This is a genomic window from Onishia niordana (assembly GCF_004798965.1).
Classification (GTDB): Bacteria; Pseudomonadota; Gammaproteobacteria; order Pseudomonadales; family Halomonadaceae; genus Onishia; species Onishia niordana.
In genome coordinates this window covers 217,778-241,942 of the sequence record NZ_SDSD01000004.1, presented here as the reverse complement: position 1 = coordinate 241,942, position 24,165 = coordinate 217,778, and the positions used below count along the sequence as shown (strand labels likewise).

Sequence of the window (24,165 nt, the reverse complement as noted above, 5' to 3'; positions counted from 1 at the left end):
CGCTAGCCCTTTTCAAGATCGTCGTGATCGACATCGGCACCGTCCAAGTGGCAGGCCCCGGCGACTTCCGCCGCCAGAGCATCTGGCGTGGCGCCCGCGGCGACGCGGCAATTCGCGAAGCCTAGGCTGCCTGCCAGTGTAACCAAGCGCTGACTGGACACGATTAGCGGTTGGTTCAACGCTGCCGGCTGGCACCATCCTGCCAGATGTTCGAGTATTTCGCCGCTACTCACTACGAGTGCAGCGTAGTCGCCAACGGCCAACCGTTGCCGCATGGGTGCCTCAGGCGTTAGTAGCACGCGCCGGTAAACCGACAGGCGGGTCAGGCGAGCGCCACGCGCCGCCAGGGTATCCGCCAATAGGGGACGGCCTCCCTCGCCGGCTACCATCAGCACCTTCTGCTCATTAAGCACCTGCAGCGAAGGCAATGCCAGTAACCCCTCACTGGTATCCCCTTGCGCGCTTGTTCCTTGCCCTGCTGCCACTCGTACTCCTGCTTGAGCGCTGTCCCCGAAGCTACCTATGCCAGAGGCTGGCACACGGACACGAACACCAAGCCGTTCATGCAGGATAGCGGCCGTAGCGGCGCCTACCGCATAAAAATCCACGCCTACCGGCAGCTGAGGCCAGTAGCGATCGAGCGCCTCAACCAGGCATTCTGCCGCAAAGGGGCTGATCACCACGACCCGACGGAACTGATCAATGTCCAGCCAGATGCTGCGTTGTTCGGGCGTTTCTGGCAGCGCTTCCAGACGCATCACGTCCAGTGCCTCCGGTACGGCCCCGATGGCCTCGATGGCATCGGCCAAGCGCTTTGCCCGCTCACCGGGACGGGTGATCAGCACATGCGGCGCCACTGTCATCAAACGTTGCCGTAAACTCGGGCGAGAATGTCGCCGGCACCCTGATCGAGCAGATCCTCGGCGACGCGCATACCCAGCGCTTCCGGCTCGTCTGCCGAACCACGCCCCTCAGCGCGCAGCACCTCAGTCCCGTCAGGATTACCAACCAGCGCCCGCAACCACAGGGTTCGGCCATCATTCTCGAAGACCGCATGGCCGCCGATCGGCACCTGACAACCACCGTCGAGTCGGGTGTTCATGGCCCGTTCGGCGCGGACCCGGGCGGCGGTATCGGGATCGTCCAGCGCCGCCAACAGGCGGATCAGGTCGGCATCATCAGTGCGACACTCAATACCCAGCGCCCCTTGACCGCAGGCCGGCAGGCTGAGTTCGGGCGGCATCTCCTGAGCGATGCGCTCTTCAAGTCCCAGCCGTTTGAGGCCAGAGGTGGCAAGAATGATGGCATCAAACTCGCCTTCATCGAGCTTGCGCAGGCGCGTCTGCACGTTACCGCGCAGGCTCAGCACCTCGATATCCGGGCGCGACTCGCTCACCTGCAGGCCACGCCGCAGACTGGACGTCCCGACACGCGCCCCCTCGGGCAGCTCGGTAAAAGAAGCATAGTGATTCGAGACGAAGGCATCGGTGGGCTCGGCGCCCTCGAGGATTACCGAAAGCCCCAGCCCCTCAGGAAAGTGCATCGGCACATCCTTCATCGAGTGCACGGCAATATCGGCGCGGCCGTCGAGCATGGCGTCCTCGAGTTCCTTGACGAACAGCCCCTTGCCGCCAACTTTGGCCAGCGGCGTGTCGAGGATCTTGTCACCGCGGGTGGACATGGCGACCAGCTCGACTTCAAGCCCCGGATGCAGCTCCATCAGGCGATCACGGACATGCTCGGCTTGCCAGAGGGCGAGTAGGCTCTTGCGAGTGGCGATGCGTAAGGATGTCGTGGCGGGCACAGCGTTCTCCAAATCGGGGCGGGGCACATCTTGGGAAACCCCAAGACGGTGGCGGGGCTAAAGGCCCACACCGGCAATAGCTTCATCATAAAGCACCGACCGGTGCAGGAAAAATTCTCCTTGCGACGCCCGACTCGCCCCGCGGGCGGCGTGGCCAGCATCGCCGACTCTGGTACACTCCGGGGTCATACTCTCAAGCTACTTCACAGCGGGATTGCCACTCCGATGACGACGTCTACCAACCAATCCTGGGGCGGTCGCTTCAGCGAGCCCACCGATGCCTTCGTCGAGCGTTTCACTGCCTCGGTGGATTTCGACCAGCGCCTCTATCACCACGATATCCGTGGCTCCATCGCGCACGCCACCATGCTCGAACGCGTCGGTGTGCTGACCACTGAGGAGCGTGATGCCATCCTCGAGGGCCTGGGTGAGATCGAGCAGGAAATCGCTGAGGGCCGCTTCGCCTGGTCGGTAAAACTTGAAGACGTGCATATGAACATCGAGGCACGGCTGACTGAGAAGATCGGCATCACCGGCAAGAAACTGCACACGGGACGCTCGCGTAACGATCAGATCGCCACCGATATCCGCCTTTATCTGCGCGACGAGATCGACGCGGTGAGTGCCGAACTCGGCCGCCTGCGGGAAGGCATGATCGAGCTTGCCGCCGGCGAGGCCGACACCATCATGCCCGGCTTTACCCATCTTCAGACCGCACAACCGGTGACCTTCGGCCATCACCTGCTGGCCTGGCAGGAAATGCTGGCCCGCGACCATGAGCGTCTGCTCGACTGTCGCCGTCGGGTCAACGTGATGCCACTGGGCGCCGCGGCGCTGGCCGGCACCACCTTTCCCATCGATCGGCACGTCACCGCCGAGCTGCTGGGCTTCGAGCGTCCTTCAGAGAACAGCCTCGACTCCGTGAGTGATCGCGATTTCGCCATTGAGTTCACGTCCTTCGCCAGCCTGTTGCTGATGCACATGTCCCGCATGAGCGAGGAACTGGTGCTATGGACCAGTGCTCAGTTCGACTTCATCGACCTGCCCGACCGCTTCTGCACCGGCTCCTCGATCATGCCGCAGAAGAAGAACCCGGACGTGCCGGAACTGGTGCGTGGCAAGAGCGGGCGCGTCTATGGCCATTTGATGAGCCTGTTGACGCTGATGAAGTCGCAGCCGCTGGCCTACAACAAGGACAATCAGGAAGACAAGGAACCGCTGTTCGACACCCTCGACACCGTCAAGGGCTGCCTCAAGGCCTTCGCCGACATGGTCCCGGCCATCGAAGCCAAGCCCGCGAGCATGTACGAAGCGGCGCGCAAGGGCTTCTCGACCGCCACCGACCTCGCCGACTACCTGGTGCGCAAGGGCGTGGCCTTCCGCGATGCCCACGAAATTGTCGGTCAATCGGTCGCCTACGGCCTGAAGGAAGGCAAGGATCTCTCCGAGATGACCCTCGACGAACTCAAGCAGTTCTCCGACATCATCGGCAAGGACGTCTTCGAGGTGCTGACGCTCGAAGGCTCGGTCGCGGCCCGTAACCATATCGGTGGCACCGCCCCGGACCAGGTTCGCGCCGCTGCCCAGCGCGCCCGTGACGCCCTGGCTACCCTCAAGAGCGAGTGCTGAGATGCGAACCCTGACGATCATCGCACTGGCGGCCCTGATGCTCGCCGGTTGCGGTCAGAAAGGTCCGCTCTACCTGCCCGCTGACAGCGAAGGCGACAACGCCGCCGTGAGTGACCAGCAGAGCAATGACATGGGCGACGACGCCAACAACCGCGCCGGTGACACCGCACCGGCCAACGCCGAAGACGAGAGCTGAGCATGGATCATTTCGACTACCGCGACGGCGTGATGTACGCAGAAGACGTGCCCCTGGCCTCGGTCGCCGAGCGCTTCGGAACGCCCTGCTATGTCTACTCGCGGGCCACCCTGGAGCGGCATTTCCGCGCCTATGACGACGCATTGGGCAGCCACCCGCACCTGATCTGCTACGCGGTGAAGGCCAACTCCAACCTGGCGGTACTCAACGTACTGGCCCGCCTGGGTGCCGGTTTCGATATCGTCTCCCGGGGCGAGCTGGAACGGGTGATAACCGCCGGCGGCGACCCAGCCAAGGTGGTGTTTTCAGGCGTCGCCAAGCAGGAAGACGAGATGGCGAGGGCCCTGGAGCTTGGCATCAAGTGCTTCAACGTCGAGTCACTGCCCGAGCTGGAGCGCCTCAACAGCGTCGCCGAGCGGCTCGGCAAGGTGGCCCCGGTGTCGCTACGGGTCAATCCCGATGTCGACGCCGGCACCCATCCCTATATCTCGACGGGGCTCAAGGACAACAAGTTCGGCATCCCGGTGGATGATGCCCTGGCTGCCTACGAGCGCGCCGCGGCGCTGCCCCATCTGAAGATCGTCGGGATCGACTGCCACATCGGCTCCCAGCTCACCGAGATCGCCCCCTTCCTCGATGCCCTCGACCGCCTGCTGGTGCTGCTCGAGCGCTTGGAAGAGCGCGGCATCCAGGTCGAGCACATGGATCTCGGCGGCGGCCTCGGCGTGCCCTATCAGGGCGAGCGTCCCCCGGCGCCTTTCGATTATGCCTCTGCGCTGCTCGAGCGCCTGGCCAGCCACGGCGGCCGCGCGCTGACCCTGCTCTTCGAGCCGGGACGCTCGATCGCCGCCAATGCCGGCGTGATGCTGACACGCGTCGAATTCCTCAAGCCCGGCGAGACCAAGAACTTCGCCATCGTCGATGCCGCCATGAACGACCTGATTCGCCCGGCGCTTTACCAAGCCTGGCAGGCGATCCTGCCGGTCGACACCCGAGAGACTCGCGAAAGCGCCACCTATGACGTGGTCGGCCCGGTCTGCGAAACCGGCGATTTCCTCGGCAAGGACCGTGATCTTGCCATCGCCGCAGGCGATCTATTGGCGGTGCGCTCAGCGGGTGCTTACGGCTTCGTGATGGCCTCGAGCTACAATAGCCGGCCGCGCCCGGCCGAGGTCATGGCCGACGGCGAGACGATGCACCTGGTGCGGCGTCGTGAGCATATCGAAGAGCTATGGACCGGTGAGACATGCCTCCCCGATGGCCCGGAGACACGCTGATGCTGGTGCACTTCACCAAGATGCATGGGCTTGGCAATGACTTCATGGTGGTCGATCTGATCACCCAACGAGCCCTGCTGCGTGACGAGCAGATTCGCACGTTGGCCGACCGAAACTTCGGCATCGGCTTCGACCAGCTACTGACCGTCGAACCGCCCATGGACCCGGACATGGACTTCCGCTACCGGATCTACAATGCCGATGGCAGCGAAGTGGAAAACTGCGGAAACGGCGCGCGCTGTTTCGCGCGGTTCGTGCGCGATCAGCGACTGACCCACAAGCACGAAATCCGCGTCGAGACCCGCGGCGGCCCGCTCACGCTCAAGGTCGAGGACGATGGCCGCGTCAGCGTCGATATGGGCGTGCCGCGCTTCGCCCCGAAGAGTCTGCCCTTCGAGGCCGACGAGGATCGACTGCGCCATCACCTGGACGTCGCCGGTGAAGCACTCGAGATCGGCGTCACCTCACTGGGCAATCCTCACGCGGTGATCAACGTCGAGAACGTCGACACGGCACCGGTCGCCCGTCTTGGCCCCTTGATCGAAGCGCATCCCCGCTTCCCCCGGCGGGTCAACGCCGGCTTCATGCAGGTGGTTTCGCCCCATGAAATTCGCCTGCGTGTCTTCGAGCGTGGCAGCGGCGAGACCCTGGCCTGTGGCACGGGCGCCTGCGCGGCCGTCGCCTGCGGCATTCGCCAGGGCCAGCTCGAGAGCCCGGTCACCGTGCACTTGCCCGGTGGCGACCTGACCATCACCTGGCCGGGCGTCGAGGCGCCATTGGTCATGACCGGTCCGGCAATGCATGTCTTCGATGGGCGGGTCGCGATAAGCTGATACCGCCTCATCATCACGATGGCATGGCGAAACGAGACGACAGAAGGAGTGCCCCATGGCCGGTGCCAAAATCCCCGAGCCGCGCCAGACCCTGGATCCGGAAATGGTCGCTCACTGGCTGGCGCGCCATCCCGACTTCTTCGAAGGACGCGAAGGCCTGCTGCAGCAGCTCAAGGTGCCCCACCCGGAGTCCGGCGGTGCCACCTCGCTCCTCGAGCGCCTGGTCCATGACCTGCGGGGCCGTGCCGAAACCGCCGAATGGCGCCTCGAGACACTGCTCGACTCGGCGCGTCACAACGAGGCCCAGTATCGGCGCACCCGAGAACTGGTGCTGGCCCTGCTCGAAACCGAGAGCAACGACGACCTGGGGCAGGCGCTGGCCCGAGAGCTTAGCGAACGCTTCCAGACACCGAGCGTGGCGCTGTGGTGCCCGGCCAGCCTGAGCGACGGCGAAGCCGCTCCACCACAGGCGCCTCGTCAGGTGCTCGACGCCGCCGCAGAAACGCGTCTGTCGGCGCTGCTGGACGGCCGTGCCAGCCGTTGCGCTCGACTCTCGGCCACCGACTGGAAACGCCTCCTGCCTCATGCGAAGGTCCCCGACAAGACCGGCTCCTGCGCGCTGACCCGTCTGGCCCTCGGCGAACCGCTGGGCTATCTGGTACTGGCGAGCCCCGACCCGGATCACTTCCGGGCGAGTCTCGATACCCTGTTCACCGAGTACCTGGGCGAGGTGGTGGCTCGTCTGCTGATGCGTCATGCACCGCCACCCCATGACACCCCCCGCCATGCCTGATTCGCTCCTCGAGGCGCCGCTGACGACCTTCCTCGAGGCCTTGGCGCGTCATGCAAGTCCGGCCACCGTCGATGCCTATCGCCGCGACCTGTCCCGCTTCCGTGCCTATGCCGAGGACGCGGGACTTGAGTCCTGGGCGCAGCTGGACGCGGCTCTGGTGCGCCGTTTCCTGGGCCAGGAGCGCAGCCGGGGCTTGGCACCACGCAGCCTGGCGCGGCGCCGCGCGGCCCTGTCGCGCTTTGCCGAGCAGCTAGTGAGTGAGGGGTTACTGACCCATAATCCGGTCTCACTGACACCTTCGCCACGCCAGCCCCAGCACCTGCCGCGCCCGGTGGACGTCGACCAGCTGGCGCACTTCCTGGATGCGCCGCATGATGACAGCCCCCTGGCCCGCCGCGATCAGGCCATGCTGGAGCTGTTCTACTCGAGCGGTCTTCGCTTGGCCGAGTTGGCGGCGCTGGACCTTGACGATCTCGAGTCATCACGGGTGCGCGTGATCGGCAAGGGCGGAAAACCTCGCCAGGTCCCGGTCGGAGGCCGCGCCGCCACGGCGCTCACCGCCTGGCTCACCGCACGCGGCCAGCTGGCCACTGCCGGCGAGCCGGCGCTGTTTGTTGGCCAGCGCGGGGCGCGGCTCGGTCATCGCGCCATTCAGCTACGCCTGGCAAATCTCGCCCGCGAACGCGGCCTCGCCGAGCACCTGCACCCGCACCGGCTTCGCCATTCATTCGCCAGTCACCTGCTGGAGTCGAGTCAGGACCTGCGTGCGGTCCAAGAACTGCTCGGCCACGCCCACCTGTCCACGACCCAGGTCTATACCCGGCTCGACTGGCAGCACCTGGCCACCAGCTACGACGCCGCTCATCCACGGGCACGCCGTCGCCATCGAACGCCGCCCGACGAGGGAAACCCATGACCTATACCCGGCCACTGACGGCCCTCACCTTCGATCTCGACGATACCCTCTGGGACAATGGCCACGTCATGGCGCATACCGAGACCGGCCACTACGCCTGGCTCGACGAGGCCCTTACCACCTGGCATGCCGACCGGCTCGAGACCCTGGGTCGCTTCGGCGAGCGCTTCCCGCTGGATACCTATCAGCAGCGTCGCGGCGAGCTTGCCACGCGCCATCCGCTTCGCCGGGGGGATTTCACCTGGATTCGCGAACAGAGCCTATGTGAGCTGCTTGAAGAATATGGGCTAGCAACGGCAGAGGCGCGGCGCTGGGCAACCGCCGCCATGGACCAGTTCATGACGCTGCGCCATCGGCTGACGCCCTACCCCGAAGTCGACATGCTGCTGACGAGCCTTCGCGCCAACTTCCGCCTGGCCTCCGTCACCAACGGCAATGTCGACCTGACCCGACTGCCGCTGGCACATCATTTCCCCATCAGAATCGCCGCCGGCGAGATGCACGCCCCCAAGCCCGATGCCCGGCCCTTCCTGGCGGCGCTGTCACGCTTGAACGCGACGCCGTCTCAAGCCATGCATGTGGGAGATTCCTGGGCAGAAGACGTGCTGCCGGCCCAGCGTCTGGGCATGAGGGTGGCATGGATCGACAAGCGGGATGAGGGGCTTCCGATGCGACTAGAAGGTGTGTACAGGCTAGCCCACGTTCGCGACTTGCCTACGCTACTGGCAAGCCTTGATAACGACGATGGCTGAGATGTCCCGGTGTGATATCGGCGTGATAACCAAGGAGCGTGGTTAACGCCAGCGGGATGACAATGAGCACGCTGGTGTGGCGAAAAGACGCGCCAGCCTTGTACAAACTGCCTTGCCGAACCATACTCCTGTACAGGTTATGTACAGGAGGCACCCTCATGAACGCTCGCGACAGCGGCACATGGACCAAAACCGCACTGCTAGTGACGCTAATGCTCGGCGGGGGGCTTGCGGTCGCGACGGTCGACAACGTCTTGCGCGATGCGGGCGCCGTGACGTCACCCAGCGTATCAGCCCACAACGTGCAAGGCGTGATCGTGGCCAGTGCTTCCGGTCAAGACCCAGGGTACGCCCCATGGGCACCGGCATTAGGCAGGGAGGGGACTGATTACTACCTAGCGCCCCCCACCCCAAAAGGGTCAGAATCCATCGTCATGGAACGTGCCGGCTGCACCCGTGAATGCCTCGAAAGCCTTCGCCAGCGCCTCCTCGACCACCATCGCCAAGAATCGCCTGTCTGGGTCTTTTAACCTCTCTCGTGAAGCAACGGCGTTAGCAGTGCAATCAGCCGAGCACGCTGAGGCCCGCTTTAAACATGAACGCACCCAGACAGTGAATTAAGGCAGGCCCTTTCAAAAAAGCAGGCGCCAGAGGTATCAGTTCACCTCATTGCCCACGAGCCAGTCATCCAGTTGCTGGTGCACCTCGTTGATGCCCTGACGCTTGAGGGCCGAGAACAGCTGGACGGACACCAGGTCTTCCCACTCCCGCAGTCGGCTTCGCACGTTATGCAGGGCATTCTTGGCCGCCCCTGACTTGAGCTTGTCGGCTTTGGTCAAGAGGATACGTACCGGCATCTCCTTGTCATCGGCCCAGCCAAGCATCATCTCGTCGAACTCGGTCAGTGGGTGGCGCACGTCCATCAATAGCACCAGCCCACGCAGTGAGCCACGCTCCTGCAGGTACTCGGCCAGATGACGCTGCCACTCAAGCTTGACTTGTTCGGGCACCTTGGCATAACCATAGCCTGGCAGGTCCACTAGGCGACAATCTTCCCCATTTTCGAGGCCGAAGAAATTGATCAGCTGAGTGCGGCCTGGCGTCTTCGAGGTACGGGCCAATGCCTTCTGCTGCGTCAGGGCATTGATGGCGCTGGATTTTCCCGCATTGGAGCGTCCGGCAAAGGCGACTTCTACACCGGTATCCGGGGGGCACTTGGCAAGCGTAGGCGCACTGGTGAGAAAGCTGGCAGTCTGGTAGTTGACACGCGGCATGGTCGGTGGGAATCCTGAGGCTTGACGGCGACGATAGGGCAATTCACGTTGCTAGTTGAACTGGCTATAATGCAGGTCTAATTTCTGCGTCCTAAGGGTTGGCAGTGTACCATCGCGCTCTTACCGACCGCGAACAGCGCCCCATTAAAAGGCCGCTCTTACAGCGTTCCCTCCGGGCACGTATCGGTCAACAACGGACAGGCTTAACGTACAGGCGGAGTGGATTCGCGATGAGAAAGTTTTTGGCAAGTTTGGCAATGACACTAAGCGTCGTCGGCGCCGCCCATGCAGAGTTCAAGGGTGACGCTGCCGCAGGGCGAGAAATGGCGCAGAGCTGCGCGGCATGTCATGGCGCCGAGGGGATCAGTGCGGTGGGCATGTTCCCCAATCTCGCCGGCCAGCAGGCGTCTTATCTGGCCAAGCAGATCATGGACATCCGCGATGGCGAGCGCATGGTGGCCCAGATGGCCGGTCAGGTCGATAACTTCTCCGATCAGGATGCCGCCGACGTCGCCGCCTACTACGCCAACATGACGCCGAACCTCGGCCAGGTCGATGCCGACCCTGAGGTGATCGCTCGCGGCAAGGAACTCTACCGCGCCGGCGACATGGCCAAGGGCATCCCGGCGTGCGCCGCCTGCCACACCCCCACCGGCCAAGGCATCGGCACCGCGGTCTATCCCGCCCTGTCCGGCCAGAAGACCGACTACACGGTCTCTACCCTTCAGGCCTTCGCGGCCGGCGAGCGTGCCAATGACCCCAATGCCATCATGCGCAGCATCGCCTCCAAGATGAGCGATCGCGATATGCAGGCGGTCTCTCAATACGTACTGGGCCTGCATTAATCGCCTGAGTGCCAGACGCAGCATTTGTAGAGTAGAGATGAACAAGGGCGGCCAAGAGCCGCCCTTGGCATTTCCATGGCATGGGGCGCTGATTCGCCATGTCAGGAGGCATCGCTAATGGAACCCTTGCGCCTGGCAAGACTCCAAGCACGTGGCTGGGGCTCACCCTGCCGGCATTTCCTGTTACCTTTATTGCTGTTCTGGCGGATCCGCGATCCGTACAAGCCCTATCAAGGAGAGTCTTTAGCATGTTCAAGACACTAAGCGTTGCCCTCATTGGCATCGGCATGTCCACCCTGGCCATGGCGGCCCCGCCAGTTGCCGGTGAACATTACAAGGTTCTCGACGAACCGGTTCCGACCCACGTCGAGGATGGCAAGATCGAGGTTACCGAGGCGTTCTGGTACGGCTGCCCGCACTGCTACAACCTCGAGGACCCGCTCAACGCCTGGGTCGCCGAGCTTCCCGACGATGTCTCCTTCCAGCGTATGCCTGCCACCATGGGCGGCACCTGGAACCGCCACGCCGTGGCCTTCTTCGCCGCCGAGCAACTGGGCATCCAGCAGGATATTCACGAGGACTTCTTCGATGCCATCCATCAGGAAGGTCAGCAACTGACCGATGATGGCGATATCGCGGCCTTCTTCAGCGACTACGGCGTCAGCGAGCAAGAAGCCGAGGCGGCGCTGACCTCCTTCGGCGTCAAGAGCCAGGTCAACCAGGCCCATGCTCGCATGCGCGCCATGAAACTGATGGGCGTACCCGCGCTGATCGTCGACGGTCGCTACGTGATCACCCCGTCCAGTGCCGGTAGCCTCGAGAACATGCCACAGATCGCCGGGGCATTGATCGAGCAAGTCCGCGAGGAACGCGACGACGCCTCATGAGTGCCATGAATGTGCAACAGCACGGAGGCCTCTCACCATGAGCCGCGCCACTGGCCACACCATGGACCGTACCGAAGGTCTGCAGACGCATAGCGGCCGCCATCACCTGCGCCTGCTGACCTTCAATCTACAGGTCGGCATTCAGACGTCGTCGTATCATCATTATCTGACCCGTAGCTGGCAGCACCTGCTGCCTCATCCCCGGCGCCTTGATCGTCTGACGGTGATGAGCGAGGTATTGAGAAATTTTGACCTGGTGGGCCTGCAGGAGGTCGATGGCGGCAGTTTCCGCTCAAGCCAGGTCAATCAGCTCGAGTATCTGGCTAAACAGGCCGGTTTTCCTCACCACTATCAGCAGCTCAATCGCAACCTGGGGCGGGTCGCTCAGCACAGCAATGGCCTGCTGTCGCGGCTCACGCCCACGCGTCTCGAAGAATATCGACTGCCCGGCACACTGCCCGGCCGCGGCGCCATTCATGCGCGTTTTGGCACCGGCCCGGATGCCCTGCACATGTTCGTCGCCCACCTGGCACTTGGCTTTCGCACCCGATCTCGCCAGCTGGACTATCTGAGCGAGATCATCGCCCCACTGCGCCATGTGGTGGTCATGGGCGATCTGAACTGCACCCCTGAACAGCTGTATGCGCACTCGCGCTTCTGCGCGTCCTTGCCCCTAAAGCCAGCACTGCCGCCATTGAGCTATCCTTCCTGGCAACCTCGCCGTGCACTCGATCACATTCTGCTTTCCACCTCTCTCGAAGCCAATGAGGTGCGGGTGCTCGATCAACTTTTCTCCGACCATCTGCCGATCGCCGTCGACATCACGCTGCCGGAGGCCTGTCACGCGGCCCTGGCCAATAGGTAAGACCAATCTTTTCGACCAATGGATAAGTCCCTGCCATAACGGCACTTGATCAAATCACGTAGACTTATCGACGATGGTGGAACCAATCACCCACCCACCGCGCCATCGCGGACACCCCATGGCGTTGACCTCTGTCGGACATCCAAAGCGAGACTCCCATGCCTTCCTCTTCCACTCTGCCGGGAATCTTCTCAAGGCTCGACCAGGCCTCAGAATGGCTGGGCAAGAGTCTGTCCTGGCTCATCCTGATCATGATGCTGATCCAGTTTCTGGTCGTGGTGCTGCGCTACGCCTTCAACTTCAACAGCATCCCCATGCAGGAATCGGTCATGTATATGCATGCCAGCGTTTTCATGCTGTTAGCGGGGTATACCCTCAAGCATGACGGCCATGTGCGGGTCGATATCTTCTATCGCGCCATGACCGCTCGCAAGAAGGCACTCGTTGACCTACTCGGCACCCTCTTCCTGCTGATGCCGGTCATGATTTTCGTGATCCTGACCAGCCTTGGCTATGTCGGTAAATCCTGGGCGATATTCGAGGGCTCGCCGGAATCCGGGGGGATTCCCGGCGTCTTCCTGCTCAAGACGCTGATCCCGGCGTTCGCCGCTCTGATGATCCTGCAGGGGCTGGTTGAGGCGGTACGCAACGCCATGATCTTCACGGGGCGCATGGCGCCGACTCACGATGACGACGCTGAGGAACTGCTGTAATGCTGGAATTCATGCCCCTGATCCTGTTCGCCGTCATCTGCGTAGTGCTGATGTTCGGCTTCCCGGTCGCCCTGTCGCTGGCCGGCACCGCACTTGCCTTCGCCGGCCTCGGCATGGGCCTCGAAGCGCTCGGTATCAATGCCCACTTCGATGCCAGTTTCCTGTCGGCCTTCCCCAACCGTCTTTACGGCATCATGACCAACCAGACGCTCTTGGCAGTACCGCTGTTCGTGCTAATGGGCGTGCTGCTCGAGAAGTCGAAGGTGGCCGAGACCCTGCTCGACGCCATGGCGCTGCTGTTCGGTTCGCTGCGCGGGGGGCTCGGCATTTCGGTGACGCTGGTCGGCATGATGCTCGCGGCGTCGACCGGCATCGTCGGTGCTACCGTGGTCACCATGGGGCTGCTGTCGCTGCCGACCATGCTCAAGCGCGGCTACAGCATGCCGCTGGCCACCGGTACCATCTGTGCCACCGGCACCCTGGGCCAGATCATCCCGCCCTCGATTGCCCTGGTACTGCTGGGGGATGTTCTCTCTTCGGCCTACCAGCAGGCTCAGCTATCCATGGGCATCTTCAGCCCCAAGACCGTCTCGGTGGGCGACCTGTTCATGGGGGCGCTGGTGCCCGGCCTGATCCTGGTGGCGCTCTACATCGCCTATGTTGCCTTCATCGCCTGGCTCAAGCCCGAGGCGGCACCGCCCGCCGATCGCGAAGAGTTGATGGAAGAACTCGGCCATCAGGGCAGTCTGTTCACGCTGCTGCTCAAAGGCCTGGTGCCGCCGATCATGCTGATCATCGTGGTCTTGGGCTCGATTCTCGGCGGCTTCGCCACGCCCACCGAGGCCTCGGCGGTCGGCGCCTTCGGCGCCCTGGTACTTGCCATCGCCTATCGCCAACTGGACTTCAAGACGCTCAAGGAAGCGCTGCACTCTACCGCTCACGTCACTACCATGGTGTTCCTGATCCTGATCGGCGCCGCCCTGTTCTCGCTGGTGTTCCGCGCCTTTGGTGGCGAGGAGTTGATCCAGGAGGTCTTTGAGAGCATGCCCGGCGGCGTGGTGGGAGCGACGCTTGTGGTGATGGTGGTGATCTTCCTGCTCGGCTTCATCCTCGACTTCATCGAAATCACCTTCGTGGTGGTGCCGATCGTCGGCCCCATCCTGCTGGCCATGGGCCTCGACCCGATCTGGCTGGGCATCATGATCGCCATCAACCTGCAAACGTCGTTCCTGACGCCACCCTTTGGCTTTGCGCTTTTCTACCTGCGCGGCGTAGCGCCGGAATCGGTACCTACGTCAGCGATCTACCGCGGGGTCATGCCGTTCATTGCCCTGCAGCTCGCCATGCTGGTGGCCCTGGCCTTCTTCCCTGAGCTTGCCACCTGGCTACCCGAGCAATTTTGAACGATGCTGCCTATATAAGAAGAGTATAAAGAAGAGCATAACGTTCTTCCGGCACCCTCAAGGTGCCAGCCCGGGCCAGAGCCCGGTTCGCATGCCGGCCCGCCTCGGCGGGCCTCTCGCACCACAATCTGCATAATAAAGAGAGGAAGTCGCATGAAACTCAAATCACTCGTCGCCGCCGTGGCGCTAAGCACCGCCGCCTCCGGTCTATTTCTGGTCTCGGGCGTGGACAACACGGCCAAGGCTCAGGAAACCTTCGAATGGAAGATGGTGACCTCCTGGCCGAAGAATTTCCCCGGCGTCGGTCAGGGACCCGAGCGGCTATCGAAGCTGGTCGATGAAATGTCCAATGGCCGCCTGACCATCAACGTCTTTGGCGCCGGTCAGTTGGTCCCCGGCTTCGAGGTCTTCGACGCCGTCTCGGAAGGCACTGCCGAGCTTGGCCACTCTGCCTCCTACTACTGGAAAGGCAAGGCGCCGGCGGCACAATTCTTCGCCGCGGTGCCTTTCGGCATGAACGCCCAGGAAATGAACGCCTGGTTGCATTACGGCGGTGGGCTTGAGCTGTGGAACGAACTCTACGATGACTTCGGCGTCGACGTGATGGTCGCTGGCGCCTCCGGCGTGCAGATGGGCGGCTGGTACAACAAGGAAATCAACTCGGTCGACGATCTGGACGGCCTGAAGATGCGCATGCCAGGCCTTGGCGGCGAGGTCATGGACCGCATGGGCGTGGCCATCGTCAACATGCCGGGCGGCGAGATCTTCACGTCGCTGCAGTCCGGCGCCATCGATGCCACCGAGTGGATCGGGCCTTACAATGACCTGGCCTTCGGGCTCCACCAGGCCGCCGAGTACTACTACTACCCGGGCTGGCACGAGCCAACTGTGATGTTCGAGGCGATCGTCAACGAGGAAGCCATGGCCTCGCTGCCGGATGACCTGCAAGCGATCCTCAGGACCGCGATCCGCGACGTCAACGCCGACATGCTCGACGAGTACACCGCGCGCAACAACGATGCGCTCGAGACGCTGGTCAACGAGCATGATGTCCAGCTGCGTCGCCTACCCGACGACGTGCTGGCAAGGGCCAAGGAGCTGTCTTCCGATGTGGTCGAGGAGCTGAGTGAGTCCAGCGACATGGCCAAGAAGATCTACGACTCCTACACCAGCTTCCAGGAAAAAGTCGTGAACTATCACGCCATCTCCGAGCAGGCCTACTACAACGCTCGCAACCCTGAAGGCGACACCACCGAGTAACGTTTCACTGACGCATCAAACGACCGGGCTCGCCACGCGAGCCCGGTTTTTTGTGTGTATTAATGGCCAGGAGCGCGATTTGCTATCCATTCCCTCTCTCCACTACCCCTCTCCATTACCCCTACCCGATCGCCATCATGCAAGGCCTGGATCCAACCGATCATCGGCGCCGGATAGGTGATCAACGCGACGATCAGCACACGGGGGCCAGCCAGGCATCAGCCAACCACAAGAGCAGCGCGTAGCGACCGCCCTTGGCGATCAGTATCCATAGCGTGGCCCGCCACCAGGGCAGGCGGAAGATACCGGCCAGCACCGTCAGCGGGTCACCGATCACCGGCACCCAGGATAACAACAAGCTCGCCTCACCGAAGCGTCGATACCCCCGCTCGGCTCGCGCCAGCCTCCGCGGCGAGGCCGGAAACCAGCGCCGATGCTGATAGCGGCGAGCGTAGCGCCCCAGAGCGACGTTAATTAGACTCCCCAGCGTGTTGCCGGCGGTGGCCAGGACCCACAGCAGCACTACCGGCTCGCCCTGGCACCACAGCCGCGCCAGCCACAGCTCGGAGCCTCCCGGCAGCAGGGTGGCGCTAGCCAGTGCCACCAGAAAAAGGCTTAGCATGGCCGGAAGCGCCGCGACTGGCGTATGCTTAGCGGCGTTTTCTGACTACAAGACGATGTCACGATGTCTATCTCCTCCCGCATTCCTCATACCCTGACCATCGCCGGCTCCGACCCCTCGGGAGGCGCCGGCCTGCAGGGTGATATCAAGACACTCTCGGCCCTCGGCACCTATGCGACCAATGTCATCACCGCGGTGATCGCCCAGAATACCCGTGGGGTAGCAAGCGTTCACCCGGTACCCGCCGAGGTCATCCGCGTGCAGCTCGATAACCTGCTCGACGACGTCCACATCGATGCCGTCAAGATCGGCATGGTAGCCAGTCGCGATGTCGCCGAAACGATCCGCGATGCCCTGATGCGGCGCCGCCCGCGCTGGATCGTGCTCGATCCGGTGATGGTCGCCAAGAGTGGCGATATTCTGGTCGATGCCGAGGGTATACGAGCGGTGCGAGAGGTGCTGGTGCCACTCGCCGATGTGATCACCCCCAACCTGCCCGAGGCTGCGGTTTTGCTCGGCGACGAAGTGCCAAATGACTCCGATGCCATGGAGGCCATGCTACCCGGCCTGCAGGCACTGAAGGCGCCCTATGTGCTACTCAAGGGCGGGCACCTCGTGGGTAGCGCCTGCCCGGATTTGTTGGCGACGCCCACCGATAGCACCTGGCTACCGGCGCCACGACTGGCGACCGACAACCTGCACGGCACCGGCTGTGCGCTATCCTCGGCGATCGCCGCCCAGCTGTCGCGTCTGCCGGAAGGCGCCTCCCACGCCGCCATCGTCGAGGCCATCGGCGAGGCCAAGCGCTGGCTGCATGCCGCACTAGAAGCCAGCCAGCGTCTGCAGATCGGCAAGGGGCGCGGCCCGGTCCATCACTTCCATGCCTGGTGGTAACCAATGAGCAGATACTGAGAAAAGGGAGGCGTTGAAAAGCGTAAAAGGTGAAAGGCCTGGCTCGACAAGAGACATGGGTAGCGCTTGAGCAAGCGGCTGAGTAAGCGCTGACATACCCGCTGTAGAGAAAGGTCATGGGAGCGCAAACCTCGTTCTGACTGGCATCAGAAAGCATGATCTACCTTGCAGGCAGAAGTAACTGCCACCATGCTAAATCCTGCCTGCCCGCGCTCCTGATGCGCGAAACGAAGGGAGGGAGACCATGACTCGCACCCTGTTGTTCGCCTGTGATTTATCCGCCGAGAATCGTGCCGCCTTCGGCCGCGCTATCCGCCTGGCCCGGGAAACCGGAGCCCGCCTCGATGTTCTTCACGTCCTCGACCCCTATCTGCCGCATGCGGTCCTGCACGACCTTGAGCAGGCAGTCGTCGCCGAGATGGAACACATGCTCACTGACATCCGCGAGGATTACGCGCTACCGGCCCCGGAGTGCCTGATCCAGACGGTGACGGGTGCCCCCTATGCCGAGATCATTCGCGAGGCTCATGAACGCGACGTCGAGATGATCGTGATGGGCGTTCACCGCAAGCGTGGCCACCCTGACCTGGTTGCCGGTAGCACCCTTGCCCGAGTGCTTCGTGGTGCGCCCTGTCCGGTGATCTCGGCAAGCCATCCTCCGACCCAGACCTGGCGCGAGATCCTGGTCCCCTTAGACTTCTCGCTGACGTGTCGCAACGCCCTGCGCGAGACGCTCAAGCGCTTTCCCGCCGCCCACCTGACACTGCTACATGCTTGGGAACTGCCAGGTGAACGGGAGCTTGGCTCAACGCCGAGCTATGCACAGTGGCGCGATACCCGTGTCCGCCAGCTGCGTCGCCAGCTGGAAGCCGAGATCGAAACCCTGATGGCCACGCTTGATGACGTGCCTGAGCTGGAGCTGGAACTCGAACAGGGCAACCCGGAGGAGGTGTTGATGAATCGCCTGCGCCGTCAGCCTCCGGACCTTTTGGCCATGGGAAGCCGCGGTGATTGGCAGGCAAGGGGGCAACTCAGCGACAAACTGCTGGCCGAACCCCATTGCGATGTCATGGTCTGTCGCGCCTGGTGACACCTGCCGCGAGGCATGAAGCCGCCGGCCACTTAGAGTTATTAGGAATCGTCATCAGTAATAGTCGGCCAGGAATAGACACGAGGAATAGCCGCCAAGGATAACCGCCACGAACCTTTCCATCGCCCTCGTTGTCCGTAAGGTGACCTTAACTTACGGAGAAAAACGCATGCGCTCGCTTCTGTCGCTGTTGCGGTTTGCCCCGCTGTTCGCCTGGCTGCTGACCCTGGCACCCACCGCCTTCGCCCAGGAACAGGTCGTCGTCGAAGACGCTACCTTCCCCACCCAACTCGAGGAACAGGGGCAGTCGTACCGGCTGATCGGCAGCGGCCTGTTTCGCTACCTGATGTGGGATGCCTACGCTGGCGCTTACTACCAGGCCAGCGGATCACCTGAACCAGCACCGCAGTCAGATGTGCCACGCCGCCTTGAGCTTCACTACTTCCACGCCATCGAGGCCGAGGACTTCGCAAAAGTCACGGAGGACACGCTGCGCGACAACCTGGGTAACGAGGCCTATCAGCAGCTTCGCCAAGATGTCGAGGCTTTCGGACGTCAGTACCGCGACGTGGTCCCGGGCGATCGCTATACCCTCAGTTGGGATGGCGAGACCCTGCGCCTGGCGCTCAATGACGAGACGCTCTTCGACGCCAATGACCTGGCATTGGCCAATGCCCTGTTCAGCATCTGGCTCGGTGATGAGCCACTCGGTGATGACTTCCGCGATGCCCTGCTGGGGCGTTGAACCGGCGCCATGCTAGGCTGCCCCCTCAAAATTCAGCAAGGAGGGGGAACCGCCATGAGAGCCTTGATTCAGCGCGTCAGCCAGGCCCGTGTCAGCGTGGCCGGCCGCGAGACAGGCAGCATTGATCAGGGCCTTGCCGTGCTGGTTGGCGTGGAGCGCGATGACGATGAGGCACGGGCCGACAAGTTGCTGCACAAGCTTTTGCACTACCGTGTCTTCGGCGACGCCGACGGCAAGATGAACCTCAACCTTCAGCAGGTCGAAGGCGGGCTGATGCTGGTATCCCAGTTCACCCTGGCCGCCGATACGCGCAAGGGACTACGGCCGAGTTTCTCAAGCGCCGCCCCCCCCGCCGAAGGCGAGCGCCTCTATCACTACCTGGTCGAGGCGGCAAAGGCACGCTGGCCCAAGGTCGCCTGCGGAGAGTTTGGCGCCGATATGCAGGTCGAACTCATCAACGACGGCCCGGTGACCTTTCTGCTGGAGAGCTAAACCTGCTGGAGCGCTAGGCTCGAGTGTCTCGAGCCTTTCCCTCTGACGACGCCTCCATTCAGCGCCGGCAGCGCTAGCGAAGCCCCTGGTACTGGAAGGCCACCGCCTTGCCATTGAGAAACTGCCCCTGGATATAGCGCGCCTCGTCTCCCCAGCGACACTGGTCGACCATCATCGCCCCGGCACACTCGCTCGGTTCGCCGATAACCGCCTCGACTTCCTCGCGGGTCATGCCAGGCGACAGGCGCTGATAGTTATCCAGGGTCAAGGTTGAGGGCTGGCAGCCGGCAAACCACAGCGTCAGCAGCAAGAGCCCGCCTGTCTTGAAACACCCCATGAAAAACCCTCCGGATGAGGCCCGCCAATAAGCCCCGAGCATTCGCTCAGTCATCGGCCAGCAATGCCTGTTCCTGTAACTCCATGGCTTCTGCGGCCTCCATCCAGGTTTCCTCGAGACGCTCCTGCTGGCTGGTGAGCTCGGCCTGACGGGCAAGCTTTTTCGCCAGCTCGTCCTTGCGCGCCGGGTCGGTATAGAGCTCGGCATCGGCCAGTTCGTCCTCGAGCGCCTTGAGGGCCTCAACGACCTTGTTGAGTTCCTTCTCGGCCTTGTCACATTCACGCTTGAGCGGGCGCAGCTTTTCACGCAGCTCCGCCGCGGCACGGCGCTGCGTCTTGCGATCATCCTTGACCACACCGCTCGAGACGGCCCTGGCAGCGCTTTCCTCGGCCTTTTCGACCCGCGCCTCACGGCGGTCCTCCTCGAGTCGCTGCTTGAGCCAGGCCCGGTAATCATCGAGATCACCATCGAAGGGCGTTACGCGATGGTCCGCCACGCGCCAGAACTCATCGACGGTCGCCCGCAGCAGGTGACGATCGTGCGAGACGATGATCACCGTGCCCTCGAAGCCCGCCAGGGCCTCGGTCAGCGCCTCGCGCATCTCGAGATCCAGGTGGTTGGTGGGCTCATCGAGCAGCAGCAGGTTGGGCTTCTGCCAGGCCACCAGCGATAGCGCCAGGCGCGCTTTCTCACCGCCGGAAAAGCTGCCGACCTTGGCGAAGATGTCATCGCCACGAAAACCGAAGCCACCGAGGAAGTTGCGAATCTCCTGGTCACTGGCCGTCGGCGACAGCCGCTGTACGTGCAGGAAGGGCGTCGCTCCCACATCCAGGCTCTCGAGCTGATGCTGGGCGAAATAGCCGATGGCGAGGTGTTCGCCGGCAACGCGCTTGCCGGCGAGCACCTCAAGTTCCCCGGTCAGCGACTTGATCAGGGTCGACTTGCCGGCGCCATTGGGCCCCAAGAGGCCGATGCGCTGCCCGGGCAACAAGGTCAGCTTGACGTGGTCGAGCTGTACCCGCTCGCCATCTTCGCCGTGATAGCCGAGCCTCGCCTCATCGAGCACCAGCAAGGGGTGTGAGGTCTTGTCGGCAGAGGGCAAGGTGAAGTGGAAGGGCGAATCCACATGCACCTGCGCCACCGTGCCCATGCGCTCGAGCATCTTAAGGCGGCTCTGGGCCTGACGGGCCTTGGTGGCCTGGGCGCGAAAGCGCGCCACGAAGCGCTCTATCTCTTCCCGACGGGCCTGCAGCTTGACGGCCTCGGCCTGCTGTTGGGCAAGCTTTTCGGCACGCGTGCGCTCGAAGGTCGAATAATTGCCGCGATACAGGGTCAGCCGCTGCTGATAGAAATGCACGATGTGATCGCAGACCGCATCCAGGAAGTCCCGATCGTGAGAAATCAGCAGCAGCGTCCCGGGATAGCGGCCAAGCCACTGCTCAAGCCACAACAGCGCATCCAGGTCCAGGTGGTTGGTTGGCTCATCGAGCAGCAGCAGATCAGAGGGCATGAACAGGGTGCGCGCCAGGTTCACGCGCATGCGCCAGCCCCCCGAGAAATCCGACATCGGCCGATCAAGATCGCCCTGATCGAAACCGAGGCCGACCAGCAGCTGCGACGCTCGTGCCCGGGCGCTGTAACCGTCCAGCGCCTCGATGGCGCCATGCAGCTCGGCCTCGCGATGCACATTTCCACTGGCCTGGGCATCAGCCAGGGCGCGCTCGGTAGCCCGCAGCTCCTGGTCGCCATCGAGCACGTAATCGACGATGGCGCCATCCAGTGCTTCGATTTCCTGATCCATATGGGCGATGCGCTGGCCGCCGGACATCTCGAGCTGCCCCTTATCGGGGGCCAGCTCGCCGAGCAGCAACTTGAACAGACTCGACTTGCCAGCGCCGTTGGCGCCCACGATCCCGGCCTTGTGGCCGTCGTGCAGGGTCAGGTCGGCATCTTCGACCAGCGTCTGGGTCCCGCGTTGCAGACTGAGTTGACGCAGTGCAATCATGCCTGACTCCGGAGTAGCAAAAAGTTCGCGTCCCACCCTCCGGTTTCTCCCTCAGGCGGCGACGACACGATGAGCATGGATTCTACCGAATTGCGCCGCCACTTGCGGGCCCCAATTGATAACGACGACACCACGCCGCCCTGGCAACTAACGCTATGGGACTTCGCGCTGACCTTCTACGCTCGTCCCGGCATCGAGGCGGCCTGCCTGCAGCTACAGGATGGCGCGGGCCTGGACGTCAATGCCCTGCTGTGGGCCTGCTGGCTCGATACCCATGGGCTGACGCCCGAGGAAGCGCTCGCCGACGCCACTCATCCGCTATGGGCCGAGGTGAGCGCCTGGCAAGAGCAGATCACTTCTCCCTTGAGGCGCCAGCGCCGGGCGCTCAAGGAGCAAGCACTCGCCAACCCGGCCATCGCCGAGCTACGGGAAACGATCAAGCAGGCAGAACTGCTCGCCGAGCGCGAAGCGCTTTGGCAACTACAGACCATGGCCAGCAGCGGGCAGGGTATTCGTCCTTTAAATGACCGAGACCCTGGTCTTGCCAGACGCCTCTGCGCCTGGCTTACGACACCGACGTTTTCCGACCTTCGAGCCCTGTCTATCCTGCAGGCGCGTCTTGACCCCCCTGGCCCGTCAGACTAGTGTTGAAGTAGGAAGACCTTATTAAATTCGCCGTTTTACGGAAGAACACTACGGTCGGTCCAACGGGCCAATCCAATGCCAAACATGGCTAAGGGGATGACAATAATGAAGGTACAAAAACTACTGACTACCGCCAGTGTGGGTGCCCTGATGATGGGGCTGTCCACCGCGTCCTTCGCTGACAACTGGCGCTATGCCCACGAAGAATATGAAGGCGATGTTCAGGACGTCTTCGCTGTGGCCTTCAAGGATTACATCGAGGCCAATTCCGACCACTCCCTGCAAATCTATCGTTTCGGTGAGCTCGGTGAGTCCGATGACATCATGGAGCAGACCCAGAACGGCATCTTGCAGTTCGTTAACCAGTCGCCCGGCTTCACCGGCTCCCTGATCCCTGAAGCACAGATCTTCTTCATCCCCTATCTGATGCCGACTGACATGGCTGAAGTGCTCGAGTTCTTCGACGAGAGCAAGGCCATCAACGAGATGTTCCCCAAGCTCTACGCCGAACAGGGCCTCGAGCTACTGCAGATGTACCCGGAAGGCGAGATGGTGGTCACCGCCGACGAGCCGATCAGCACGCCGGAAGGCTTCGACAACAAGAAAATCCGCGTGATGACCAACCCGCTGCTCGCCGAGACCTACAACGCCTTCGGCGCCACGCCGACGCCGTTGCCGTGGGGCGAGGTCTACGGAGCCCTGCAGACCGGCCAGATCAATGGCCAGGAAAATCCGATCTTCTGGATAGAGTCTGGTGGCCTGTATGAGGTTTCTCCGAACCTGATCTTCACCCGCCACGGCTGGTTTACCACCGCCATGATGGCCAATCAGGACTTCTATGAGGGGCTCTCCGAGGAAGACCAGACGCTGGTGCAAAATGCCACCGATGCCGCCTATGACACAACCATTGAGCACATCCAGGGGCTTGCCGAGGAATCGCTTGCGAAGATTCAAGAAGCGTCTGACGATGTGACCGTGACACGCCTTACCGACGAAGAGATCGCGGCTTTCAAGGAGCGCGCTCCGCAGGTCGAAGAAGCCTTCGTCGAAATGACCGGCGATCGTGGCAAGGAGCTGCTTGAGCAGTTCAATGCCGATCTCAAAGCCGTGACCGAGGAATAACGGCACGCATTTCACGCCAAGGAGGCGGCCACGGCTGCCTCCTTTTTGTTTCTGCCTCCCCAACGTACACCCAGCGTTGAGATCGAGCCGCTATCGGGTAGCGGGTTTCTTGTAGCCTGAGAACGTGGGGCCTAGATTCAGGGAAACCCTTAAAGGAGTGTGCGCATGTCCGACGAGGAAGAAAGAGCCTATACCTCCGGGCTTCCAGGAGTCCTAGGCATCATTGATACCGCCATCAGCCGGCTCGAGGCCGTGATTCTGGCCCTCGGCGTCCTGCTGATGGCGCTCAATACCATGACCAACGTGGTCGGCCGCTTCGTGTTCGGTGAAAGTATTTTCTTCTCCGGCGAAATCAACCGCATCCTAATCATCATGATCACTTTCGCCGGTATCGGCTATGCAGCGCGCCATGGCCGACACATCCGCATGTCGGCGATCTATGATGCCTTGCCGGTAGGCGGGCGCAGGGTACTGATGATCAGTATCGCTTTCTTCACCTCCCTGGTGATGTTTTTCCTGCTCTATTATTCGGTGCTCTACATTATCGATCTGTACAGCAAGGGGCGCATCCTGCCTGCCCTTGGCTTTCCGATATTCATTATCTACATCTGGGTACCGATCGGATTTTTGATCACCGGCATCCAGTACCTCCTGACCGGCATCAAGAATTTCCGCACACGCGATGTCTACCTATCGACGTCGGTGGTGGACAGTTACAAAGATACGGAAACGGAAGTCTGACCCAGGG

Annotated in this window: 26 protein-coding genes and 1 pseudogene; 21 read left to right on the top strand and 6 right to left on the bottom strand. The window is 62.5% G+C overall.

Translation table 11 applies throughout. The features are described from left to right. Positions 1-2 precede the first annotated feature (2 nt). Together ETC27_RS10055 and hemC are read right to left on the bottom strand one after the other, a co-directional pair. Complete coding sequence (locus ETC27_RS10055) at positions 3-863, bottom strand: uroporphyrinogen-III synthase (RefSeq protein WP_205742719.1); 861 nt, start codon at positions 861-863, stop codon at positions 3-5. Further along, positions 863-1,804 carry a hydroxymethylbilane synthase gene (gene hemC / locus ETC27_RS10050; protein ID WP_136254854.1) on the bottom strand — a complete coding sequence of 314 codons (942 nt, stop codon included), beginning with the start codon at positions 1,802-1,804 and terminating at the stop codon, positions 863-865. Before hemC ends, ETC27_RS10055 begins: the two co-directional genes overlap by 1 nt. Positions 1,805-2,029: 225 nt before the next feature. Here hemC and argH point away from each other — a divergent pair, with 225 nt between their 5' ends. The 8 genes and pseudogenes from argH to ETC27_RS10010 all read left to right on the top strand — a co-directional run bounded on the left by argH (position 2,030) and on the right by ETC27_RS10010 (position 8,730). After that, complete coding sequence (gene argH, locus ETC27_RS10045) at positions 2,030-3,433, top strand: argininosuccinate lyase (protein WP_136254853.1); 1,404 nt, start codon at positions 2,030-2,032, stop codon at positions 3,431-3,433. Position 3,434: 1 nt separating this feature from the next. After that, positions 3,435-3,530, top strand: a pseudogene (gene lptM / locus ETC27_RS18435) (LPS translocon maturation chaperone LptM); the annotation flags it as partial. Between the two features lie 101 nt (positions 3,531-3,631). Further along, positions 3,632-4,906, top strand: a complete 1,275-nt coding sequence (lysA, locus tag ETC27_RS10035) for a diaminopimelate decarboxylase (RefSeq protein WP_136254851.1) — start codon at positions 3,632-3,634, stop codon at positions 4,904-4,906. Next, positions 4,906-5,739: a diaminopimelate epimerase gene (gene dapF, locus ETC27_RS10030; RefSeq protein WP_136254932.1), complete on the top strand. Its 834-nt coding sequence runs from the start codon at positions 4,906-4,908 to the stop codon at positions 5,737-5,739. Before lysA ends, dapF begins: the two co-directional genes overlap by 1 nt. 55 nt (positions 5,740-5,794) lie before the next feature. Then, positions 5,795-6,532: a DUF484 family protein gene (locus ETC27_RS10025; protein WP_136254850.1), complete on the top strand. Its 738-nt coding sequence runs from the start codon at positions 5,795-5,797 to the stop codon at positions 6,530-6,532. Next, on the top strand, positions 6,525-7,448 hold the full coding sequence (locus ETC27_RS10020; protein WP_136254849.1) for a tyrosine recombinase XerC: 924 nt from the start codon (positions 6,525-6,527) through the stop codon (positions 7,446-7,448). The genes ETC27_RS10025 and ETC27_RS10020 overlap by 8 nt, the downstream gene beginning before the upstream one ends. After that, complete coding sequence (locus tag ETC27_RS10015) at positions 7,445-8,200, top strand: HAD family hydrolase (protein ID WP_136254848.1); 756 nt, start codon at positions 7,445-7,447, stop codon at positions 8,198-8,200. The genes ETC27_RS10020 and ETC27_RS10015 overlap by 4 nt, the downstream gene beginning before the upstream one ends. A 158-nt stretch (positions 8,201-8,358) precedes the next feature. Further along, positions 8,359-8,730: a hypothetical protein gene (locus tag ETC27_RS10010; RefSeq protein ID WP_136254847.1), complete on the top strand. Its 372-nt coding sequence runs from the start codon at positions 8,359-8,361 to the stop codon at positions 8,728-8,730. Between the two features lie 126 nt (positions 8,731-8,856). Here ETC27_RS10010 and yihA read toward each other — a convergent pair whose 3' ends face one another. Next, positions 8,857-9,474 carry a ribosome biogenesis GTP-binding protein YihA/YsxC gene (gene yihA, locus ETC27_RS10005; protein ID WP_136254846.1) on the bottom strand — a complete coding sequence of 206 codons (618 nt, stop codon included), beginning with the start codon at positions 9,472-9,474 and terminating at the stop codon, positions 8,857-8,859. A gap of 230 nt (positions 9,475-9,704) precedes the next feature. Here yihA and ETC27_RS10000 point away from each other — a divergent pair, with 230 nt between their 5' ends. From ETC27_RS10000 to ETC27_RS09975, 6 genes are all read left to right on the top strand, one after another. Further along, complete coding sequence (locus ETC27_RS10000; RefSeq protein ID WP_136254845.1) at positions 9,705-10,319, top strand: c-type cytochrome; 615 nt, start codon at positions 9,705-9,707, stop codon at positions 10,317-10,319. Between the two features lie 248 nt (positions 10,320-10,567). Beyond that, complete coding sequence (locus ETC27_RS09995) at positions 10,568-11,206, top strand: thiol:disulfide interchange protein DsbA/DsbL (protein ID WP_136254844.1); 639 nt, start codon at positions 10,568-10,570, stop codon at positions 11,204-11,206. 61 nt (positions 11,207-11,267) lie between these two features. Continuing rightward, positions 11,268-12,071: an endonuclease/exonuclease/phosphatase family protein gene (locus ETC27_RS09990; protein ID WP_136254931.1), complete on the top strand. Its 804-nt coding sequence runs from the start codon at positions 11,268-11,270 to the stop codon at positions 12,069-12,071. Positions 12,072-12,229: 158 nt separating this feature from the next. After that, the gene (locus ETC27_RS09985) at positions 12,230-12,784 is read left to right on the top strand and encodes a TRAP transporter small permease subunit (protein WP_136254843.1); all 555 of its coding nucleotides are present in this window, start codon (positions 12,230-12,232) and stop codon (positions 12,782-12,784) included. Then, a complete protein-coding gene (locus tag ETC27_RS09980; RefSeq protein WP_136254842.1) occupies positions 12,784-14,187 on the top strand; it encodes a TRAP transporter large permease in 1,404 nt (467 codons plus the stop codon). The genes ETC27_RS09985 and ETC27_RS09980 overlap by 1 nt, the downstream gene beginning before the upstream one ends. 153 nt (positions 14,188-14,340) lie before the next feature. Beyond that, positions 14,341-15,447 carry a TRAP transporter substrate-binding protein gene (locus tag ETC27_RS09975; protein WP_136254841.1) on the top strand — a complete coding sequence of 369 codons (1,107 nt, stop codon included), beginning with the start codon at positions 14,341-14,343 and terminating at the stop codon, positions 15,445-15,447. Between the two features lie 193 nt (positions 15,448-15,640). Here the strand turns inward: ETC27_RS09975 and ETC27_RS09970 are convergent, their stop codons facing one another. Then, complete coding sequence (locus ETC27_RS09970; RefSeq protein WP_136254840.1) at positions 15,641-16,069, bottom strand: YqaA family protein; 429 nt, start codon at positions 16,067-16,069, stop codon at positions 15,641-15,643. Positions 16,070-16,132: 63 nt separating this feature from the next. Between ETC27_RS09970 and thiD the strand changes: the two genes are divergently transcribed. From thiD to dtd, 4 genes are all read left to right on the top strand, one after another. Further along, on the top strand, positions 16,133-16,963 hold the full coding sequence (thiD, locus tag ETC27_RS09965) for a bifunctional hydroxymethylpyrimidine kinase/phosphomethylpyrimidine kinase (protein ID WP_136254839.1): 831 nt from the start codon (positions 16,133-16,135) through the stop codon (positions 16,961-16,963). A gap of 262 nt (positions 16,964-17,225) precedes the next feature. After that, on the top strand, positions 17,226-18,071 hold the full coding sequence (locus tag ETC27_RS09960; RefSeq protein WP_136254838.1) for a universal stress protein: 846 nt from the start codon (positions 17,226-17,228) through the stop codon (positions 18,069-18,071). A 169-nt stretch (positions 18,072-18,240) separates the two neighbouring features. Beyond that, the gene (locus ETC27_RS09955; protein ID WP_136254837.1) at positions 18,241-18,816 is read left to right on the top strand and encodes a chalcone isomerase family protein; all 576 of its coding nucleotides are present in this window, start codon (positions 18,241-18,243) and stop codon (positions 18,814-18,816) included. Between the two features lie 54 nt (positions 18,817-18,870). Continuing rightward, positions 18,871-19,308 carry a D-aminoacyl-tRNA deacylase gene (gene dtd, locus ETC27_RS09950; protein WP_136254836.1) on the top strand — a complete coding sequence of 146 codons (438 nt, stop codon included), beginning with the start codon at positions 18,871-18,873 and terminating at the stop codon, positions 19,306-19,308. A gap of 73 nt (positions 19,309-19,381) precedes the next feature. On the opposite strand, the gene bamE is transcribed toward dtd, so the two are convergent. Continuing rightward, positions 19,382-19,645 (bottom strand): outer membrane protein assembly factor BamE domain-containing protein, encoded by a 264-nt coding sequence (gene bamE / locus ETC27_RS09945; RefSeq protein ID WP_136254835.1) that lies wholly within the window; start codon positions 19,643-19,645, stop codon positions 19,382-19,384. A gap of 46 nt (positions 19,646-19,691) precedes the next feature. Then, positions 19,692-21,650: an ABC-F family ATP-binding cassette domain-containing protein gene (locus tag ETC27_RS09940; protein ID WP_136254834.1), complete on the bottom strand. Its 1,959-nt coding sequence runs from the start codon at positions 21,648-21,650 to the stop codon at positions 19,692-19,694. 69 nt (positions 21,651-21,719) lie between these two features. On the opposite strand from ETC27_RS09940, the gene ETC27_RS09935 reads away from it, so the two are divergent. The 3 genes from ETC27_RS09935 (at position 21,720) to ETC27_RS09925 (ending at position 24,158) form a co-directional block, all read left to right on the top strand. Continuing rightward, positions 21,720-22,295 carry a TIGR02444 family protein gene (locus ETC27_RS09935; protein ID WP_136254833.1) on the top strand — a complete coding sequence of 192 codons (576 nt, stop codon included), beginning with the start codon at positions 21,720-21,722 and terminating at the stop codon, positions 22,293-22,295. Positions 22,296-22,400: 105 nt separating this feature from the next. Next, the gene (locus ETC27_RS09930) at positions 22,401-23,417 is read left to right on the top strand and encodes a TRAP transporter substrate-binding protein (protein ID WP_136254832.1); all 1,017 of its coding nucleotides are present in this window, start codon (positions 22,401-22,403) and stop codon (positions 23,415-23,417) included. A gap of 165 nt (positions 23,418-23,582) precedes the next feature. Continuing rightward, a complete protein-coding gene (locus tag ETC27_RS09925; protein ID WP_136254831.1) occupies positions 23,583-24,158 on the top strand; it encodes a TRAP transporter small permease in 576 nt (191 codons plus the stop codon). The last annotated feature ends 7 nt before the right edge of the window (positions 24,159-24,165 follow it).

Coding starts and splice junctions, on each gene's coding strand:
- ETC27_RS10055 (WP_205742719.1), bottom strand. CDS start 863: ATGACAGTGGCGCCGCATGTGCTGATCACCCGTCCCGGTGAGCGGGCA.
- argH (WP_136254853.1), top strand. CDS start 2,030: ATGACGACGTCTACCAACCAATCCTGGGGCGGTCGCTTCAGCGAGCCC.
- lysA (WP_136254851.1), top strand. CDS start 3,632: ATGGATCATTTCGACTACCGCGACGGCGTGATGTACGCAGAAGACGTG.
- dapF (WP_136254932.1), top strand. CDS start 4,906: ATGCTGGTGCACTTCACCAAGATGCATGGGCTTGGCAATGACTTCATG.
- ETC27_RS10025 (WP_136254850.1), top strand. CDS start 5,795: ATGGCCGGTGCCAAAATCCCCGAGCCGCGCCAGACCCTGGATCCGGAA.
- ETC27_RS10020 (WP_136254849.1), top strand. CDS start 6,525: ATGCCTGATTCGCTCCTCGAGGCGCCGCTGACGACCTTCCTCGAGGCC.
- ETC27_RS10015 (WP_136254848.1), top strand. CDS start 7,445: ATGACCTATACCCGGCCACTGACGGCCCTCACCTTCGATCTCGACGAT.
- ETC27_RS10010 (WP_136254847.1), top strand. CDS start 8,359: ATGAACGCTCGCGACAGCGGCACATGGACCAAAACCGCACTGCTAGTG.
- yihA (WP_136254846.1), bottom strand. CDS start 9,474: ATGCCGCGTGTCAACTACCAGACTGCCAGCTTTCTCACCAGTGCGCCT.
- ETC27_RS10000 (WP_136254845.1), top strand. CDS start 9,705: ATGAGAAAGTTTTTGGCAAGTTTGGCAATGACACTAAGCGTCGTCGGC.
- ETC27_RS09995 (WP_136254844.1), top strand. CDS start 10,568: ATGTTCAAGACACTAAGCGTTGCCCTCATTGGCATCGGCATGTCCACC.
- ETC27_RS09990 (WP_136254931.1), top strand. CDS start 11,268: ATGGACCGTACCGAAGGTCTGCAGACGCATAGCGGCCGCCATCACCTG.
- ETC27_RS09985 (WP_136254843.1), top strand. CDS start 12,230: ATGCCTTCCTCTTCCACTCTGCCGGGAATCTTCTCAAGGCTCGACCAG.
- ETC27_RS09980 (WP_136254842.1), top strand. CDS start 12,784: ATGCTGGAATTCATGCCCCTGATCCTGTTCGCCGTCATCTGCGTAGTG.
- ETC27_RS09975 (WP_136254841.1), top strand. CDS start 14,341: ATGAAACTCAAATCACTCGTCGCCGCCGTGGCGCTAAGCACCGCCGCC.
- ETC27_RS09970 (WP_136254840.1), bottom strand. CDS start 16,069: ATGCTAAGCCTTTTTCTGGTGGCACTGGCTAGCGCCACCCTGCTGCCG.
- thiD (WP_136254839.1), top strand. CDS start 16,133: ATGTCTATCTCCTCCCGCATTCCTCATACCCTGACCATCGCCGGCTCC.
- ETC27_RS09960 (WP_136254838.1), top strand. CDS start 17,226: ATGACTCGCACCCTGTTGTTCGCCTGTGATTTATCCGCCGAGAATCGT.
- ETC27_RS09955 (WP_136254837.1), top strand. CDS start 18,241: ATGCGCTCGCTTCTGTCGCTGTTGCGGTTTGCCCCGCTGTTCGCCTGG.
- dtd (WP_136254836.1), top strand. CDS start 18,871: ATGAGAGCCTTGATTCAGCGCGTCAGCCAGGCCCGTGTCAGCGTGGCC.
- bamE (WP_136254835.1), bottom strand. CDS start 19,645: ATGGGGTGTTTCAAGACAGGCGGGCTCTTGCTGCTGACGCTGTGGTTT.
- ETC27_RS09940 (WP_136254834.1), bottom strand. CDS start 21,650: ATGATTGCACTGCGTCAACTCAGTCTGCAACGCGGGACCCAGACGCTG.
- ETC27_RS09935 (WP_136254833.1), top strand. CDS start 21,720: ATGAGCATGGATTCTACCGAATTGCGCCGCCACTTGCGGGCCCCAATT.
- ETC27_RS09930 (WP_136254832.1), top strand. CDS start 22,401: ATGAAGGTACAAAAACTACTGACTACCGCCAGTGTGGGTGCCCTGATG.
- ETC27_RS09925 (WP_136254831.1), top strand. CDS start 23,583: ATGTCCGACGAGGAAGAAAGAGCCTATACCTCCGGGCTTCCAGGAGTC.